The organism is Mesorhizobium sp. M7A.F.Ca.CA.002.05.1.1 (genome assembly GCF_003998335.1).
In the GTDB taxonomy this organism is placed as follows: domain Bacteria; phylum Pseudomonadota; class Alphaproteobacteria; order Rhizobiales; family Rhizobiaceae; genus Mesorhizobium.
The window spans coordinates 1-15,355 of the sequence record NZ_RZQI01000038.1 but is presented as its reverse complement, the minus strand read 5'-3'; the positions used below and the strand labels follow the sequence as shown (position 1 = coordinate 15,355).

Sequence of the window (15,355 nt, the reverse complement as noted above, 5' to 3'; positions counted from 1 at the left end):
CCATCGTTGATCCGGATCAGCCAGGCATCGTATTCGGCGCCCTTGTGGCCGCGCGCCAGAAGCTCTTCCAGCATGACGGTGACCTTGACGCCGTTCGGCGTCGCCAGCGAATAGAGCTGCAACGGATGCTTGCCGACGGGCAGTTCCTTGTCATGCGTCGGTCCGGCGATCGGCCGGTTGATGCTGGCAAAGGCTCCGCCGCTCGGCTTGTTCCAGGTCCATACTTTCGGCGGGGTGTAGTCGGTCATTTCGTGGCCTCGTGTCGGGGAAGGATGGCAGGTCGCCATAAACTAGGGCTGCGGATGTGTAAGTTCAACTTGCGTTGAACTATTATCGATGCCCGCAGGGCCAACATCGGCAATTGGGCACTTCCTTACCCTTGCGCCTTCTCCGGCGTGGCATACCTATAGAAGATGTCGCCAAAGCCCACCCAGGACAAAAGCATGACCATCAATCCCAATCCGCGCTCGGTCGTTGCCGTGCGGGCCACTGTCCCCGAAGATGCCTTTACAGCCGGGGCGCTCGGCACGCTCAGGGAAGGCAGCGGCGTCGTCATTCGCAATGACGGGCTGGTGTTGACCATCGGCTATCTCATCACCGAAGCGGAAGAGGTCTGGCTGACCAGCCATGACGGCCGCGTCATCCCCGCGCACGCGCTCGCCTATGACCAGGAATCGGGCTTTGGCCTGGTGCAGGCGCTGGCGCCGCTCGGCCTGCCGGCCGTGGCGCTGGGCGATGCCGGCAAGGCCAGGATCGGCGACGCCGTCGTGCTGGCCGACGGCATCGGCCAGTCGGTGCAGGCCAGGATCGTCACCAAGCAGGAATTCGCCGGCTATTGGGAATATCTGCTCGACGAGGCGATCTTCATTGCACCGGCGCACCCCTCCTGGGGCGGTGCCGGGCTGTTCGGCGCTGACGGCTCGCTGCTCGGCATCGGTTCGCTGCGCCTGCAGATGAGCCGCAACGGCGAGGTCGCCGATATCAACATGGTGGTGCCGATCGATCTTTTGCCGCCCATTCTCGACGACCTCCTGACACGCGGCCAGGTGGCCAAGCCGCCGCGCCCGTGGCTCGGCGCCCTGTCGGCCGAAAGCGACGGCAGGGTGGTGGTGATGAGCGTGACCGAGGGCGGCCCGGCGGCCAAGGCCGGCCTGCGCCAGGGCGACATCATCTCCGACATCCGGGACGGCGCGGTCGACGGGCTGGCCGATTTCTATCGCAAACTGTGGGAAAGCGGCTCGGCGGGGGCCGAGATTCCGATGCGAGTGTTGCGCGACGGCCGCGAAACCTGGCTGCGCGTCAAATCGGCCGACCGCGGCAGTTTTCTGAAAAAGCCGCAACTGCAGTAGACGCGTCGATGGCGTCGGCGATGTCATCGGGTTGCCAATTCGCCCGACGGGCAGCCGCTCGGCCATCGCGGCCAGGGCCTCGTCGGGATTGCCCAGCGCCTCACGCGCCTGTCGCAGCCGGTTCTCGCCGCGCCCCGCGATGATCACACTGGCCCCAGCCTCAACGCAGCGCCGGGCCAGCGCCAGACCCATGCCGGAGCCGCCACCGACGATCAGGATTTTCTGATTTGAAATGCTCATTCGCACTGCCTTTGCTTGGATGGAGAAGGGCAGGGAATTGGCAGTTCGGTACGGCAAGTGAAAACGGAAGAAACCGATAGCGCTATCGGAAACGCCGATGATGCAGGGCGATCAGTTGCCGCAAGCGGCGAAGGCAGCGCCCGGGTTCCAGTCCTTGAAAGCGATGGCCTGGCCTTCGACCGAGACGGTCTTGTGCTTGGTGCTGCCGTCCGGCTGCTTTTCGCTGCTGGTGCCTTTGCCGGTCAGCACATTGTACTCGCAGGCGCTTTCGGCATTCTCCTTCAAATAGTCATCATGGTTATAGGCGAAGCCGGCGACGATGAAGGCACCGTTGCGCCAGGCGATGGTCAGCGTCATGTCGGTCCGTTCGCTGCCGACCGGCATCGCTGGCAGGTAGAATTTGATCGAACCGTTGGGCAGCATCGTCAGTTCCGGCTCGGTGTCGGAGTTCTCGTAGCCCGGCCGGTCGTAGCCGTTCCATTCCCCGTGGACCTGCTCGTGCACGATCTCGACAGGCTTGAGGTAATTGTGCTCCTTGTCCCTGAGGAAGAAGTGGACGTCCATCGGCTGGCCGGGCTCGGTCTCGACCACCATGGCAAGATCGACGGCGCCATCGCCGTCGAAGTCGCCAGTCACAGCCGTGACGATTTTCCGGGTTTCGATCGGCTCCGCAAGGGCGAGGCTCGGCAACAGCAAAGATAGAAAAGCGAGCAGCAGAGATTTCATGGTGGCATATTCCCCCAGACTGACACCTTGCGGTTCTATAGCATGGCGGTGGAATATCGCGCGCCCTCTCTTCTCCCCGACGAAGTCGCGCGGGATGCTTTCCTTAGCTTGTGGTGACGCAACTGACGAAAACTGACAGCGATCTGTGCCACATGCCGGGCGATGACGATGGGCACAACGCGGGAGGCAATACGACAGTGGGAGCAGGAACTATGGTGGCGCGAGCGGCACTGAACAAACAGGCCGGCTAATGGCGCCGGTCAAGGTCGATCCCGACAAGGTGCACGAGTTTCCGGATGCGGGCAGCTTCTACGCCTGGCTCGGCAAGCACCACGCCACGGAAACCGAAGTGTGGATCAAGGTTCACAAGGTGGGGTCGGGACTGAAGTCGATCACGCCGAAGGAAGCCATCGACGTGGTGCTGTGCTTCGGCTGGATCGACGCGGTGCGCAAGGGGCTGGACGACAAGAGTTTCCTGCAGCGCTACACGCCGCGCAGCCGGAAGAGCATCTGGAGCCTGATCAACATCGACAATGTCGCGCGGCTGGTCGAGGAGGGCCGCATGACCGAGCATGGGCTCAAACAGGTCGAGGCGGCCAAGGCGGACGGGCGCTGGGCGCGCGCCTATGGCAGCGGCAAGCAGATGAAGATCCCCGATGATTTGCAAGCAGCCATAGACGCCGAACCCGCCGCGAAGGCGATGCTTGAAAAACTCAGTGCGCAAAACCGCTTCGCACTCGCCTTCCGCACCCACAACATGAAGACCGAGGCCGGGCGCAAGAAGAAGATCGAGACGTTTGTAGCAATGCTGAAGCGCGGCGAGACGATCCATCCGCAAGGCAGGAAGTAAGCCGCTCAGGCTCTTTCTGCGGCGAGGGGCATGCGTTGCGCATGCGGCCCGCCACCCGATCCCTGGGCAGATTGTGATCGGCACTCAGCGTCGCATGAAGTGCTTCAGTATCTGAATCGCCGAATTGTTATAAGCATCTGTTTTTATGCGGATTTGACAGGTGTCTGTCGCGCATTTCCTCCGGCATTGCGTAGCCAAGAAAAAAGCCGCCCTCGCTTTTGCGAGCGGCGGCCTTTTCCCGGGAGGAAGTCAGGAAGGAGGGGCGATCAAGCAGCCTTGGCGTGCTTGATGGTTCAAAGGCAGATACTATTGGTTCAGGTCGACCGGTGTCACGCCAAGGAGTTTCAAGGCGTTGGCGTAGGTCCTGATGCCTTGGGCCTGCTTTCGCTCGGCACAAAACCGGTTCGCCTTGTCCTGGAGTGCCGTTGCCTCGGCGATCTGGCTTGCGCTCGTGCCTGGGACGGCTTTCGTCTGGATGGCTCCGTCGAGTTGAAGGCCGAGCTGGCTGCAATATTCGCTCCGGGTGACCGCTGCTTCCGCCCCCGACTCTGCGACCGCCAGCATGGCGAGCGAAATGCCTGTCAGGGCACCCATCCATCCGGTCGAGCGTCGTTGCATGTTTCGGGACCATTTCTTCGCGTTGTGCAGCAGCCTGCTTGACCGCCGCGAGGGTGGTTATGACAGGCGATGTTTTCGCGAGTTTTTCCCGGATGTTGAATCTTGTTTCTGGAGTGTGTCTGGGTGGGGTTGTCCCTTCTCCCCCTGTGGGAGAAGGTGGCCTCGCGAAGCGAGTCGGATGAGGGGTGTTCCAGGGAACACCAACGTCTCATTCGCTGGAACACCCCTCATCCGTCTAGGCGCTGACGCGCCGATCCACCTTCCCCCACAAGGGGGGAAGGCAAGGGCGTTCCGCTGTATGCGGCGCTTGCGCCTCTTCCTTTGCGGCCATCCTTCGCGTAAGGCGCCGGGCAAATCCTTTCACGCAAGCATATAGCCCGGACACCGCATGATCAGACTTGAAAGCATCAGCAAGCAGAACGGCCGTCAGCTTGTCTTCATCGAAGCGTCGGCCTCCCTGCAGAAGGGCGAGAAGGTCGGCCTCGTCGGGCCGAACGGCGCCGGCAAGACGACGCTGTTTCGCATGATCACCGGGCAGGAGCAGCCCGACGAAGGCCAGGTGCAGGTCGATCGCGGCGTCACCATCGGCTATTTCAGCCAGGATGTCGGCGACATGGAAGGCCACAGCGCTGTCGCCGAAGTGATGAACGGCGCCGGGCCGGTGTCCGAAGTCGCGGCCGAAATGGCAGCCCTCGAGGCGGCCATGGCCGATCCCGACCAGGCCGACCAGATGGACGAAATCATCGAAAAATATGGCGAGGCGCAGCACCGCTTCGAGGAACTCGACGGTTATGCGCTGGATGGCCGTGCGCGGGAAGTGCTGGACGGTCTCGGCTTTTCGCAGGAGATGATGGACGGCGATGTCGGAAAGCTGTCCGGCGGCTGGAAGATGCGCGTGGCGCTGGCCCGCATCCTGCTGATGCGGCCCGACGCCATGCTGCTCGATGAGCCATCGAACCATCTCGACCTGGAGAGCCTGATCTGGCTGGAATCCTTCCTGAAAAACTATGACGGCGCGCTGCTGATGACCTCGCACGATCGCGAGTTCATGAACCGCATCGTCAACAAGGTGGTCGAGATCGACGCCGGTTCGCTGACCGCCTATTCCGGAAACTACGAATTCTACCAGCAGCAGCGGGCGATCGCCGACAAGCAGCAGCAGGCACAGTTCGAGCGCCAGCAGGCAATGCTGGCCAAGGAGATCGCCTTCATCGAGCGCTTCAAGGCGCGCGCCTCGCATGCCGCGCAGGTGCAGAGCCGGGTGAAGAAGCTGGACAAGATCGACCGCGTCGAGCCGCCGAAGCGCCGCCAGACGGTTTCCTTCGATTTCCTGCCGGCGCCGCGCTGCGGCGAAGATGTCGTGACGCTGAAGAACGTCCACAAGGGCTATGGCAGCCGCTCCATCTATGAGGGGCTCGACTTCCAGGTGCGCCGCCGCGAGCGCTGGTGCATCATGGGCGTCAACGGCGCCGGCAAATCGACGCTTCTGAAGCTGGTCGCCGGCGCTTCCGAGCCCGACACCGGCACGGTCGCGCGCGGCCCAAGTGTCAAGATGGGTTATTTCGCCCAGCACGCCATGGAGGTGCTGGAAGGCGAGCGCACGGTGTTTCAGACACTGGAGGACGCGTTTCCGCAGGCCGGCCAGGCGCCGCTCAGGGCACTTGCCGGCTGCTTCGGTTTTTCCGGCGACGAGATCGAGAAGAAATGCCGCGTGCTGTCAGGCGGCGAGAAGGCGCGGCTGGTGATGGCGCTGATGCTGTTCGACCCGCCCAACCTTTTGGTGCTGGACGAGCCGACCAACCATCTCGACATCGCCACCAAGGAGATGCTGATCACCGCACTGTCGCAGTACGAGGGCACCATGCTGTTCGTCTCGCACGACCGGCATTTTCTGGCAGCGCTTTCCAATCGCGTGCTGGAACTGACGCCCGAAGGCATCCACACCTATGGCGGCGGCTATACTGAATATGTCGAGCGCACCGGCCAGGAAGCGCCGGGGCTCAGGAGCTAGGTAAATGATAAGGGCGGCGTCGGCTCGAAGCCGGCACCGCCCTTTGAATATGGTCCGGCTGGAATGACGGCCTTACTCGAACGAGATGGCCATGCCGCTGAGGTCGGCGTTGACCTGCAGGCCGACTTGCTTGCCCGTGAGTTCGAGTTGGGCGCCCTTGTCATTGGTCATGATGATCACCTGGGCTCCCTTGCCGATCGTGCCGCCGCCGCCGGCTGCTCCGTAGACCCCGGTCACGTCGCGGGCGCGGCGGATATGGCGAACCGTGCCGCGGAAATATGTCTTGGACACGCCGAAAGCCAGGCCTCCGGACACGGCGCCGATCGAGATCGGGTAGCTCTTGCCATGGAAGGTGAAGGTGCCCTTGCCGCCGGAGCCACCGACGAAGAAGGCCGCCTTGTAGACGGCGAAGCGGATCGTGCCGCTGTCGGCATGCGCGGCGCTGGCAAAGCCGATGCTCGCGGTGGCGATGGCGGCAACCGCGATGGAACGAAATCCGGATGAAATCTTCATGGTGAGAACTCCTCAATGTCGCCGCTTTGCCGGCCGCGGCGTGGGATCAAAGTTACAACTGAACAATCTCGCCCGCGATTTGGTTCCAGGCCCCGTGACTTGGTTCCAGGCATGTTCGAATCCGGCTGCGGGAAGGCCCGGGGAGGGGCGAGGGGTTGCGGAGGGTGGGAAGGCGCATGGCCGCAGCTATCGCCTTGTGGGATGAAGAGGTCTATGCAGGCCCTTCACAAGGCTTAGGAGAGGCTTCGGATGAGAAACGCAATCTGCCTCGCATTGACTGCGGCAGTGGCCGGGTGCGCGACCTCCCCGGTCGACTATGAGGCGTCGCTTTCGCAGCAGGACCAGAAATGGGCTTCGCCGGCATGCCAACAGGCCCGCAGGGCGGCTTCGGATTACCAAGCTCGCGAGAAGGAGCATCCGGGGTGGGGTTTCGGCGTCTTGCTTGGTCCATACTCGATGGGGCTCGTCGCAGCCATCAAGGAGCATGAGCAGAAGCAACGAAAGCTGTTCGCCCGCGAGGTGCACCTGCAATGCTCAAGCCTGCCGCTGCCGAAGGAACTGCAGGGCAATTTGAACCCGGGGGTGCGGCCGACGAAGTATCCATAGCCTCTGCATTGTTCAGCCTGCAGAAGGCACTGCCGGCCCTGAATGCGGCGTTGGCGCGCACCGGCCCCGAGGCCGTTGAAGCACGGCTGCAAAGCATCGGCGACGATCCGAAGCTCCAAGGTCTCGCGCAGCTGGCCAAGAAAGACAGTCTCTCCGCCAAGAGCAACCTGCGCTACGTCGACAGGATCCTCAAAAGCATCGAGAGTGGCTTCAACACGGTTGATGGCGACATTCTGGTCAAGAATGACCAGGGCCAGTACCAGCTCGGTGATTTCTCGATCTCGTTCAAGGGCCAGGCGATGCTGACCTCCAGGGATACATTCGAAGCATTCGCGGGCTGAGTCGCCTCGCGGCACCCGTCACCTCGGCATGAAATCTCCCGGTGCTGACGACCCTGCTAATGCCCGAGGAGGCAAGGCGGATCTTGTTCGTGCTGTTCGTGACGGCGGCGTATTTGCGGATCGTGGAAGAAAAGTAGCCATTCACTCGTCACAATTCGCGCCAGTGTCCAAGGCCGCAGAAATCACAACTGCGCAGCAATTTTCGCACTCGCCCATCAAATCGAGTGGTTGTTTATTTAAAATAACCCAGATATTTAAATCGCAAACATAGATGGGGGATGAGTTGGAACGTGTCTCAAATATCCTGTTATTGAGTTTCCGGTGAATGACCGACTCTAGTTCGGCGTTTTCGGCAGCGGAGCAGGGGCTAGGTTATATATATCAGGCCAGATTTGCACTCCTGAAGGTGCTCGATCTTCCGGAGGATGGTGCTGTATACATCGAAAGAAATGATGACGTAGAATTTGTAGCCACCAATGCAGGTGTCTCGCTGGCTTCGCTTAAGCACAAAGCCCCAGGAGACAGGCTCTCGGACTTATCGGTCGACTTCTGGAAGTCGGTGCGCATATGGATCAAATACTACAAGGCGAGCGGTATGGAGGCGTCTGACGCCCGCTTCCTTTTGTTCAGCACTGCGAGTATTTCTCCCAACTCATTCCTTACCCTGTTTACCGGTGTGCAAGCAGATGACGGCACTAGAGCTGAAGTGGCCGCGAATATTCTGGCTCAAAGCCAGTCCCGTGAAATCGCAAAAGTCAAATCCGAACTCGATGGTTTGACCGCCGAAGAGACCCGAGATTTCTACGGACGCATAACGATCTTCCCAGCGGCACCACGAATTAATGAAATTCCGATGTTGGTGGATCAACGGCTTCGCACCGTCCGCCGAGAATTCCGCGTCGCTTTGTTCGAGAGACTTGAGGGTTGGTGGACCGACACCGTTATTAAGCTTCTGTCTGGCGAACGGAAGAAACCGATCAAGGTCCAGGAGGTTTCCGACAAGCTTGCGGCGCTCGCCGACGAGTATCGAGCGGATAACCTGCCCATAACGTTCCGAAATCGCCATCCAGACGGCAAGATCGATGCCTTAAACGACCCACGAATATTCGTTGAGCAACTGCGTGTGCTCGATCTGCCGGCAGGTCGAATCCAAAACGCGATCCTCGACTACTACCGGGCGTTCGAACAGCGCTCGAGTTGGGCTCGCGAAAACCTGCTGGTCTCGGGTGAGATCGAGGAATACGAAGACCGTCTCGTCGAGGAATGGGCACATTATCGGGAGATCGCATTCGAGACCATTACCGATGATAGCCAACCTGATGCATGCATTGCAGCCGGCAAAGAGCTTTATCTTTGGGCAGAGATGGAAACGGAAAGGCTAAGAATACGGGAGCGCGTCATGGAGCCATATGTGGTTCGCGGTGCTTTCCATATTCTCGCCAATTCGACTCCATCTCCCCGAGTTTATTGGCATCCGCGATTCATGCAGCGCTTGGCTCAATTGTTGGGCATTGCCGCATGAAAAGCTGGAGCGAGCGGCCAATTGAGATTCGCAACCTCTTCAACCCTGCATTTTGTGGCCTTGTGCTCTTTCGCGCTTTATCTGGGTTCGAGGAGGAAGCCAAAGAAGGCATGCCATTCTCGTTGTCCCTGCTGATTTTGCCATTGTGTTTGCAGCGCCAGTCTCGTGAAACTTTGCAGCGCGGAAACCGCGGTTATTTCTTGAAGGTGGTTGCGGAGCATCCGGAACTCCAAGTTGGATTCGACCGTCGTTGCACCGATATCCTTCCGTTCACTTTCGAAGCACTCGGGTTGCTCATGCATGTCGATGCACTGGCTGTTCAGCCGGACGGCCGGTTGCTTTCCAAGCCAAAAGGTGTGCGAAAGACTATTAACGGCACTCCTGAGTCCATAGCTTGTCAACGCGTTGCGGCGTTCTTGGGAAAAGAGTTCGCGCGCATTGGTGATAGAGGAACTATCTATACCACACTGGGCATTAGACCATGAAGATCAAGTCAATCCATATATATAGTAATGATGGCCGCCGTCGGGATGTGATCTTTCATGATGGCCTCAACGTAATTACTGGCAGGTCCTCCACCGGCAAATCCGCCCTTTCGGATATCATCGAATATTGCATGGGACGATCGACCTTCAACGTGCCCGAAGGCGTGATCCGGGATCACGTAACTTGGTACGCGGTTATTTATCGTTTCGAGGGCGAACAGGTGCTCGTGGCGAAACCAGCTCCTGTACTTGGTGCGCAAAGCGGAAGTACCGTCATGGTTCGCCGCGGAGCCGTGCTAAATGCACCAGCGTTCAACGAACTCGTAGTCAACGACACTGATGACGGCGTCGTCGCTCTGCTAACGGGGTTGCTCGGCATTCCTGAGAATACCACCGATGTTCCGCTTGAAAACAGTCGGGACAGCTACGATGCAAACGTAAAACATACCTTCTACTACCTGTTCCAGAAACAGGCGATTGTAACCAACAAGGATCAGTTGTTCTATCGCCAGAACGAGCCGCACCAGCCGCAAGCGATCAAGGACACGCTACCCATCCTGCTGGGGGTGTCTGGTAGAGACAAGTTTACACTGGAATCCCAACTGCGCATTGCGCAACGCGAGCTTCGCTTAAATGCAAAGCTCGTCCAGCAAGCCAACGAAGCAATCGACAGTTCCGAGGAGCGCGCGATCGGCCTCCTGTCGGAAGCTCGGGCCGTTGGCATTCTACGATCCATTGGCGGCGACGAGGTGGCGGTCGTCGATCTTCTCCGACAGGCTCTTGACTGGCAACCAACGCCTACACCCGAAGACGACGGTCAAAGGGTGTCAACCATCGAGAACGACTTGGTCGATCTCAGGGAACGACGTCGAGAGACACAGCGCCGGATAGAAAGCGCGCAGCAGTTCGCCCGCCGAGCGGAAGGTTTCCAGAGCGAAGTTACGGAGCAACGGGATCGCTTGAGTTCTATCAAGGCACTCCCCTCCAACAAGGCCACAGGGGAATGGCAGTGGCCATTTGTAGAAGCCAACCTCGGCATGACAACCCCTATTGCCGAGGCACTTTTATCGGAACTCGCCTCTTTGGATCGCGAACTGATAGCTGTGACTGGCGAACGGCCCGCCTTAGAAGCCTATTTGGTCGAGCGGCAGAAGGAAGTGGTCTCGATAGGAGACGACCTCCGAAGCAGGGAGTTGGAACTAGCTTCCGCCATTGCGGCCAGCGAAGTAATCGCCCAGACGGGCAGCAGGAACAACGCCGCTTCACGTGTGGTCGGTCGCATTAGTTTGTTTCTGGAGAACCTTGTACCCGATACCGAGATGACGAAGCTTAAGAATGAGGAGCGCCGACTCAAGGCCAAGGTAGAAGGTCTCGAACGAAAGCTTGGCGCCGATGATACAGAATCTCGTTTGGTATCGACACTCAGCAATATCTCTATGCATATGTCTGGATACATCGCCGCTCTCGGTGGTGAGTTTGGCCAGTACCCGGCTCGCCTTGACCTGCACAATCTCACTGTCGTTATAGATCGGCCTGGTCGGCCGATCTATATGAACAGGACAGGTGGCGGCGAAAATCACTTGGCGTATCATCTGGCCGCACTACTGGCCCTTCATCGGTTCGCTTCGACTTACGGTCAGCCCATACCGAGATTCATGCTAATCGACCAACCGACACAGGTATATTTTCCTTCGGAGAAGGCTTACGCGGAAGCTGGAGGGTCAATCGAACAGACTGAAAAGGATGCCGATCTGGAGGCCGTTAGGCGGCTGTTCGAGGTCCTGTCTCGGTTCACGATTCAAGATGCGCCCGGCTTCCAATTGATTGTTACTGAGCACGCGAACCTACGTGACGATTGGTTTCAAGCCGCGTTGGTTGAAGGGCCATGGACTAAGCCGCCAGCTCTTGTTCCCGACGACTGGCCTGATATTCCTCTCACATAATGAAATCTTTGCGTTGTGTTCGCTATTTCAATTCACTTGGCCAGATCTGCGTCGTCGACGGCGGGGATACGGCTGTCCGCCTACCCACCCGCCAGCCTCGGCAGCAGAAAATCTCCGCCCCCTGCGGCAATTCCTTCGACCACGTCTCGCGATAGATCGTCCCATCGATCGCCACCGCGATGCCTTTGTCGATCCAGGGCTCGAGGCCGGGATACTGTTCAGCCAGCTTCCTGAACAGCTCCCTGATGTCCTTGGCTTCGACCTCGACCTTGCTCTTGCCGTCGGCAAGCTGGCCGACGGCGCCCCAAGGGGTGACTTCGACCATCAGCGCACCCCTCGCCCTAGCCTTCCCGTTCCGCCTCGATCGCCGCCAGGCCGACTAGCAATGTGACAAACAGTTGAAGAACGAAGACGTCGATCGTCACATCAGCGTGCACTGGAAGTAATGAAAAATCGGTCCTTTAAGCATTCACTTGAAATGATGGGTAACGAATGGATACGCTTCAATTCGAAATCGCCCGCTTCCTGGCTGCAAAGGCTTTGCATAAGAGGCGGACGACATACCAGCAGGTTGGTGAGGCAGTAGGCTGGAACCATCCAACGGGCCGCGGGCTTGGGCGAAATCTCGAGGTCATTCTGCACTATTTGGCGGATCGTGGGCTGCCGCCTCTCACGACGATCCTGGTGAAGAAGGGGGAGCGGCATCCAGCTGAAGATGCGATGGCATACATCCGCAGCGCACTCGGAGCTATAGACATCGAGGCTGCCCAGCAAGAGGTGTTTGCGTTTGACTGGACGTCGGTTCCAGAACTCGCCCCGGCCACCGATACCCTACCCGATGGCCGGCAGGTCTGGCTGACATCGTTCTGGGGCTTCGATCCAGCCAGCTGGGGATGCATCGGATTTGCCGACGAAGCTCGGCGGGCCCGTTACCTTAGCAACTCCAAGCCGGGGACACTGGTCGCGATCTACGTGACCAAGGGAAAGGGCCCGGAAAACATGCGCGGCAAGGTTGTCGGGGTGCTTGAGATCTCCCACGAGATCGGTCACGCGCAGGAGTTCATCTCGGGGGATCGCTGGGCCGAAAAGGAGCGCGATCAGGACTCCCGTGGGAAGTGGCTTTATGCGGTAAAGGCGACGAGGGCATGGCGCATCGTTCCAGAGGATTGGCGTCGAGTGGAGGAGTTGTTTCCTCAGGCTTATCGTGGCTCGAATGCAGAACTCATAGGAGCAAACGGTGTCCCCGTCTCAGCCGACGAGGCGGCAGAGCTCTATGAGTTGGACGTCTACGAAGTGCCGGTCTATGGGCAGACGGAGCCCGTGGACCCGACAATTCAGACCCTCGAATCCGCGCTTAGCCCGAGCCGCGCCGTGAGACCGGCCTCACGGCCTTACTGGGTCGGGGAGACGAACGGGCCGAAGCATCTCTACATACTCCGCCTCGTGGGTAACATCGGAGCCTATCTGGGACGTCGGGATGATGAAGTCGAAGACAAACACATCATCAAAGTAGGCTTCTCAAAGAGCCCGCAGGCGCGCCGCGATCAGATCCAGAGCGCCTATCCCAGAGGAGCCTTCCATTGGGAGGTCTTCAAGCCAAGCCCTCAGCCCGACACCGCACCATATGCGAGTGCAGAAATTGCGATCGCCGGCGAGGACGCCATGAAGAAGCGCCTCGTGGAAGATGGCGCAGAGGTGCTTGGTGGCGAGTTTTTCCTCGCAGACGACAACCTGATCTATCGGATCTGGGCAGCGGGTAGCAACGCGGCGAAGGCAGCGCAGGATGGACTGCGGAACCAGCAATTTCCAGAATAGGCGCCGACGGTTCGAGCTCTACAACAGCCAAGCAGCAGGTTCTATGCCTAGTATCGACCCATCGGCACCCGAAACCAGACAGTCCGCTTGCGGCCCCACCACGACATGATGTTAAGCGATGGTGCCGAGGCCCGGCTCTCCCCCTCATCCCCCCGCCAGTCGCGGCAACAGAAAAATCTCCGCCCCCTCTGGCAGCTTCTTCGACCACGTATCCCGATAGATCGTCCCGTCGATCGCAACCGCGATGCCTTTGTCGATCCAGGGCTCTAGGCCGGGATACTGTTCAGCCAGCTTCCTGAACAGCTCCCTTATGTCCTTGGCCTCGATCTCGACCTTGCTGTTGCCTCCGGCGGTCGCGGCGAGCGAGCCCCAGAGCGTTACTTCGACCATTCCCGTTCCGCCTCGATCGCCGCCAGGATGCGCGGCGGCGACATCGGGATGTGCGTCATGCGCACGCCCGCGGCGTTCGACACCGCATTGGCAATCGCCGCCAGCGGCGGCACGATCGACGTCTCGCCGACACCGCGCACCCCGTAAGGGTGGTTGGGGTTGGGGATTTCGAGGATCTGCGTGTCGATCATCGGCAGGTCCGAGCAGACCGGGATGCGGTAGTCGAGGAAGCCGGCGTTCTGCAGCCGCCCGTCCTTGCCGTATATATACTCCTCGTTGAGCGCCCAGCCGATGCCTTGCGCCGCACCGCCCTGGTACTGTCCCTCGACATAGGTCGGGTGCACCGCCTTGCCCGCATCCTGCACGACCGTGTAGCGGATGACCCTGGTGGCGCCGGTCTCGGGATCGACCTCGATATCGCAGATATGGGTGGCGAAGGAGACGCCGGCGCCATCGGCGACGAGTTCGCTGTGGCCGGCGATCGGCCCGCCGGTCTTGCCCGACTCGACCGCGATCTCCTTCAGCGACAGCTTGCCGAGATTGCCGTGCTTCTCGCCCTTGGCGACCGCGTGGCCCTTTTCCCAGACCACGTCGTCGACGGCAATGTCCCACATCTGCGCAGCGCGCTCGCGCAGGATTTTGATCGCATTGCGGGCGGCCGAGATCGTCGCCATGGAGGACGAGAAGGTGCCGCGGCTGCCGTCCGTCATGTCGTTGTAGCCGAGGCTGGACGTGTCGGCGACGATCGCCTTGACCTGGCTATAGTCGATGCCGAGCTCCTCCGCCGCCACCAGCGACAGCGACGCGCGCGAACCACCGACATCGACCGTGCCGACGGCAAGCGAGACCGAGCCGTCCATGCCGATGTTGAGGTCGGTGCAGGTCTGGCCGCCGAAATTGAACCAGAAGCCGCAAGCCATGCCACGGCCCTGGTTCTTGCCCAGCGGCGCCTTCATGTGCGGATGGCTCTTCACCGCCTCCAGCGTCGGGCCGATGCCGATCGGTCCGTAGACCGGGCCGTAGGAGGACCGTGTGCCTTCCTGCGCGGCGTTCCTGATGCGGAAGTCGACCGGATCCATGCCGATCTTCTTGGCCAGCTCGTCGACAGCACTTTCCACCGCGAAGGCCGCCATCGGCGCTGAGGGCGCGCGATAGGCTGCGGTCTTCGGCCGGTTGACCAGCACTTCGTAGCCGACCGTCTTGACGTTATCGAGCTTGTAGCAGGCGAATGCCGTCATGGCGCCGATCTCGGCCCAGGAGCCGGCATACGGGCCGCAGCTGTAGCGAAGCGTCGCTTCGGCGGCGGTGATCGTGCCGTCCTTGCGGGCGCCGATCTTGACGTCGATCGAGGTGGCGCTGGTCGGGCCCGAGGCGCGGAACACCTCGTCGCGGGTCATCACGAGCTTCACCGGCCGTCCGGCCTTGCGCGACAGCGCCAGCGCCACCGGCTCGGCCCAGACATGGGTCTTGCCGCCGAAACCGCCGCCGATCTCCGAGGAGGTGACGCGCAGTTTCGAGGCTTCCATGCCAAGCAACTGGGCGCAGTGCTGGCGGTAGACGAAATGGCCCTGCGTGCACACCCAGAGATCAGCGGTGCCGTCGGAGCTGAAATTCGCCACGCAGGCATGCGGCTCGATATAGCCCTGGTGCGTCTGCTCGGTCTTGAAGGAACGCTCGACGATAAAGTCGGCCTGCCCGAAACCCTGATGGACATCGCCATGGCCAAACTGGCTGCGCTTGGTGACGTTGGAGGGTTTTACCGGTTTTTCCTCGAGGCCCTCGGTGAAGATGGCATCATTGATCAAGGGCGCCGTGTGCTTCGCCGCCTCGTCGACATCGGTGACATGCGGCAAAAGCTCGTATTCAATCTCGATGAGCTTCAGCGCCTGCCTGGCGGTGCGGGCATCGATCGCGGCGACCGCGGCCACCGCGTGGCCGTCATAGAG

The 15,355-nt window shown here is 60.3% G+C and carries 14 protein-coding genes and 4 pseudogenes; 10 read left to right on the top strand and 8 right to left on the bottom strand.

The annotated features are described in order from the left end of the window. Nucleotides 1-248: pseudogene (locus EN939_RS03920) on the bottom strand (glutathione-dependent disulfide-bond oxidoreductase); the annotation flags it as partial. Between the two features lie 195 nt (nt 249-443). Between EN939_RS03920 and EN939_RS03915 the strand changes: the two are divergent. Continuing rightward, nucleotides 444-1,349, top strand: a complete 906-nt coding sequence (locus EN939_RS03915; protein ID WP_013530631.1) for a S1C family serine protease — start codon at nt 444-446, stop codon at nt 1,347-1,349. A gap of 87 nt (nt 1,350-1,436) precedes the next feature. Here EN939_RS03915 and EN939_RS03910 read toward each other — a convergent pair. Together EN939_RS03910 and EN939_RS03905 are read right to left on the bottom strand one after the other, a co-directional pair. After that, nucleotides 1,437-1,589, bottom strand: a pseudogene (locus EN939_RS03910) (SDR family NAD(P)-dependent oxidoreductase); the annotation flags it as partial. Nucleotides 1,590-1,700: 111 nt separating this feature from the next. After that, the gene (locus EN939_RS03905; protein WP_127267004.1) at nt 1,701-2,315 is read right to left on the bottom strand and encodes a hypothetical protein; all 615 of its coding nucleotides are present in this window, start codon (nt 2,313-2,315) and stop codon (nt 1,701-1,703) included. A 250-nt stretch (nt 2,316-2,565) separates the two neighbouring features. On the opposite strand from EN939_RS03905, the gene EN939_RS03900 reads away from it, so the two are divergent. Continuing rightward, nucleotides 2,566-3,165: a YdeI/OmpD-associated family protein gene (locus EN939_RS03900; protein WP_127267003.1), complete on the top strand. Its 600-nt coding sequence runs from the start codon at nt 2,566-2,568 to the stop codon at nt 3,163-3,165. Between the two features lie 306 nt (nt 3,166-3,471). On the opposite strand, the gene EN939_RS03895 is transcribed toward EN939_RS03900, so the two are convergent. After that, nucleotides 3,472-3,759 carry a hypothetical protein gene (locus EN939_RS03895; RefSeq protein ID WP_127267002.1) on the bottom strand — a complete coding sequence of 96 codons (288 nt, stop codon included), beginning with the start codon at nt 3,757-3,759 and terminating at the stop codon, nt 3,472-3,474. Between the two features lie 412 nt (nt 3,760-4,171). On the opposite strand from EN939_RS03895, the gene EN939_RS03890 reads away from it, so the two are divergent. After that, complete coding sequence (locus EN939_RS03890) at nt 4,172-5,794, top strand: ABC-F family ATP-binding cassette domain-containing protein (RefSeq protein ID WP_127267001.1); 1,623 nt, start codon at nt 4,172-4,174, stop codon at nt 5,792-5,794. 72 nt (nt 5,795-5,866) lie between these two features. On the opposite strand, the gene EN939_RS03885 is transcribed toward EN939_RS03890, so the two are convergent. After that, nucleotides 5,867-6,307: a hypothetical protein gene (locus EN939_RS03885; RefSeq protein WP_127267000.1), complete on the bottom strand. Its 441-nt coding sequence runs from the start codon at nt 6,305-6,307 to the stop codon at nt 5,867-5,869. Between the two features lie 249 nt (nt 6,308-6,556). Here EN939_RS03885 and EN939_RS38885 point away from each other — a divergent pair, with 249 nt between their 5' ends. From EN939_RS38885 to EN939_RS03855, 6 genes and pseudogenes are all read left to right on the top strand, one after another. After that, a complete protein-coding gene (locus EN939_RS38885; protein ID WP_127266999.1) occupies nt 6,557-6,913 on the top strand; it encodes a hypothetical protein in 357 nt (118 codons plus the stop codon). Beyond that, entirely contained in the window at nt 6,838-7,254 is a 417-nt protein-coding gene (locus EN939_RS03875; protein WP_127272796.1) for a hypothetical protein, read from the top strand. The genes EN939_RS38885 and EN939_RS03875 overlap by 76 nt, the downstream gene beginning before the upstream one ends. Nucleotides 7,255-7,289: 35 nt before the next feature. Further along, a pseudogene (locus tag EN939_RS38880) lies at nt 7,290-7,391 on the top strand (ABC transporter permease); the annotation flags it as partial. A gap of 188 nt (nt 7,392-7,579) precedes the next feature. Then, nucleotides 7,580-8,776: an ABC-three component system protein gene (locus EN939_RS03865; RefSeq protein WP_127266997.1), complete on the top strand. Its 1,197-nt coding sequence runs from the start codon at nt 7,580-7,582 to the stop codon at nt 8,774-8,776. Continuing rightward, the gene (locus tag EN939_RS03860; protein ID WP_127266996.1) at nt 8,773-9,261 is read left to right on the top strand and encodes a three component ABC system middle component; all 489 of its coding nucleotides are present in this window, start codon (nt 8,773-8,775) and stop codon (nt 9,259-9,261) included. The genes EN939_RS03865 and EN939_RS03860 overlap by 4 nt, the downstream gene beginning before the upstream one ends. Further along, entirely contained in the window at nt 9,258-11,204 is a 1,947-nt protein-coding gene (locus EN939_RS03855; RefSeq protein ID WP_127266995.1) for a DUF3732 domain-containing protein, read from the top strand. The genes EN939_RS03860 and EN939_RS03855 overlap by 4 nt, the downstream gene beginning before the upstream one ends. Before the next feature lie 80 nt (nt 11,205-11,284). On the opposite strand, the pseudogene EN939_RS03850 reads toward EN939_RS03855, so the two are convergent. Next, nucleotides 11,285-11,529: pseudogene (locus tag EN939_RS03850) on the bottom strand (MoaD/ThiS family protein). A gap of 167 nt (nt 11,530-11,696) precedes the next feature. Here EN939_RS03850 and EN939_RS03845 point away from each other — a divergent pair. After that, nucleotides 11,697-13,019, top strand: a complete 1,323-nt coding sequence (locus EN939_RS03845) for a hypothetical protein (RefSeq protein ID WP_127266994.1) — start codon at nt 11,697-11,699, stop codon at nt 13,017-13,019. A 144-nt stretch (nt 13,020-13,163) separates the two neighbouring features. On the opposite strand, the gene EN939_RS03840 is transcribed toward EN939_RS03845, so the two are convergent. Both EN939_RS03840 and EN939_RS03835 read right to left on the bottom strand, forming a co-directional pair. Further along, nucleotides 13,164-13,409 carry a MoaD/ThiS family protein gene (locus EN939_RS03840; RefSeq protein ID WP_027035223.1) on the bottom strand — a complete coding sequence of 82 codons (246 nt, stop codon included), beginning with the start codon at nt 13,407-13,409 and terminating at the stop codon, nt 13,164-13,166. After that, nucleotides 13,397-15,355: xanthine dehydrogenase family protein molybdopterin-binding subunit (locus EN939_RS03835; RefSeq protein ID WP_164750877.1), on the bottom strand; the 1,959-nt coding region annotated here is incomplete at its 5' end. The genes EN939_RS03835 and EN939_RS03840, both read right to left, overlap by 13 nt.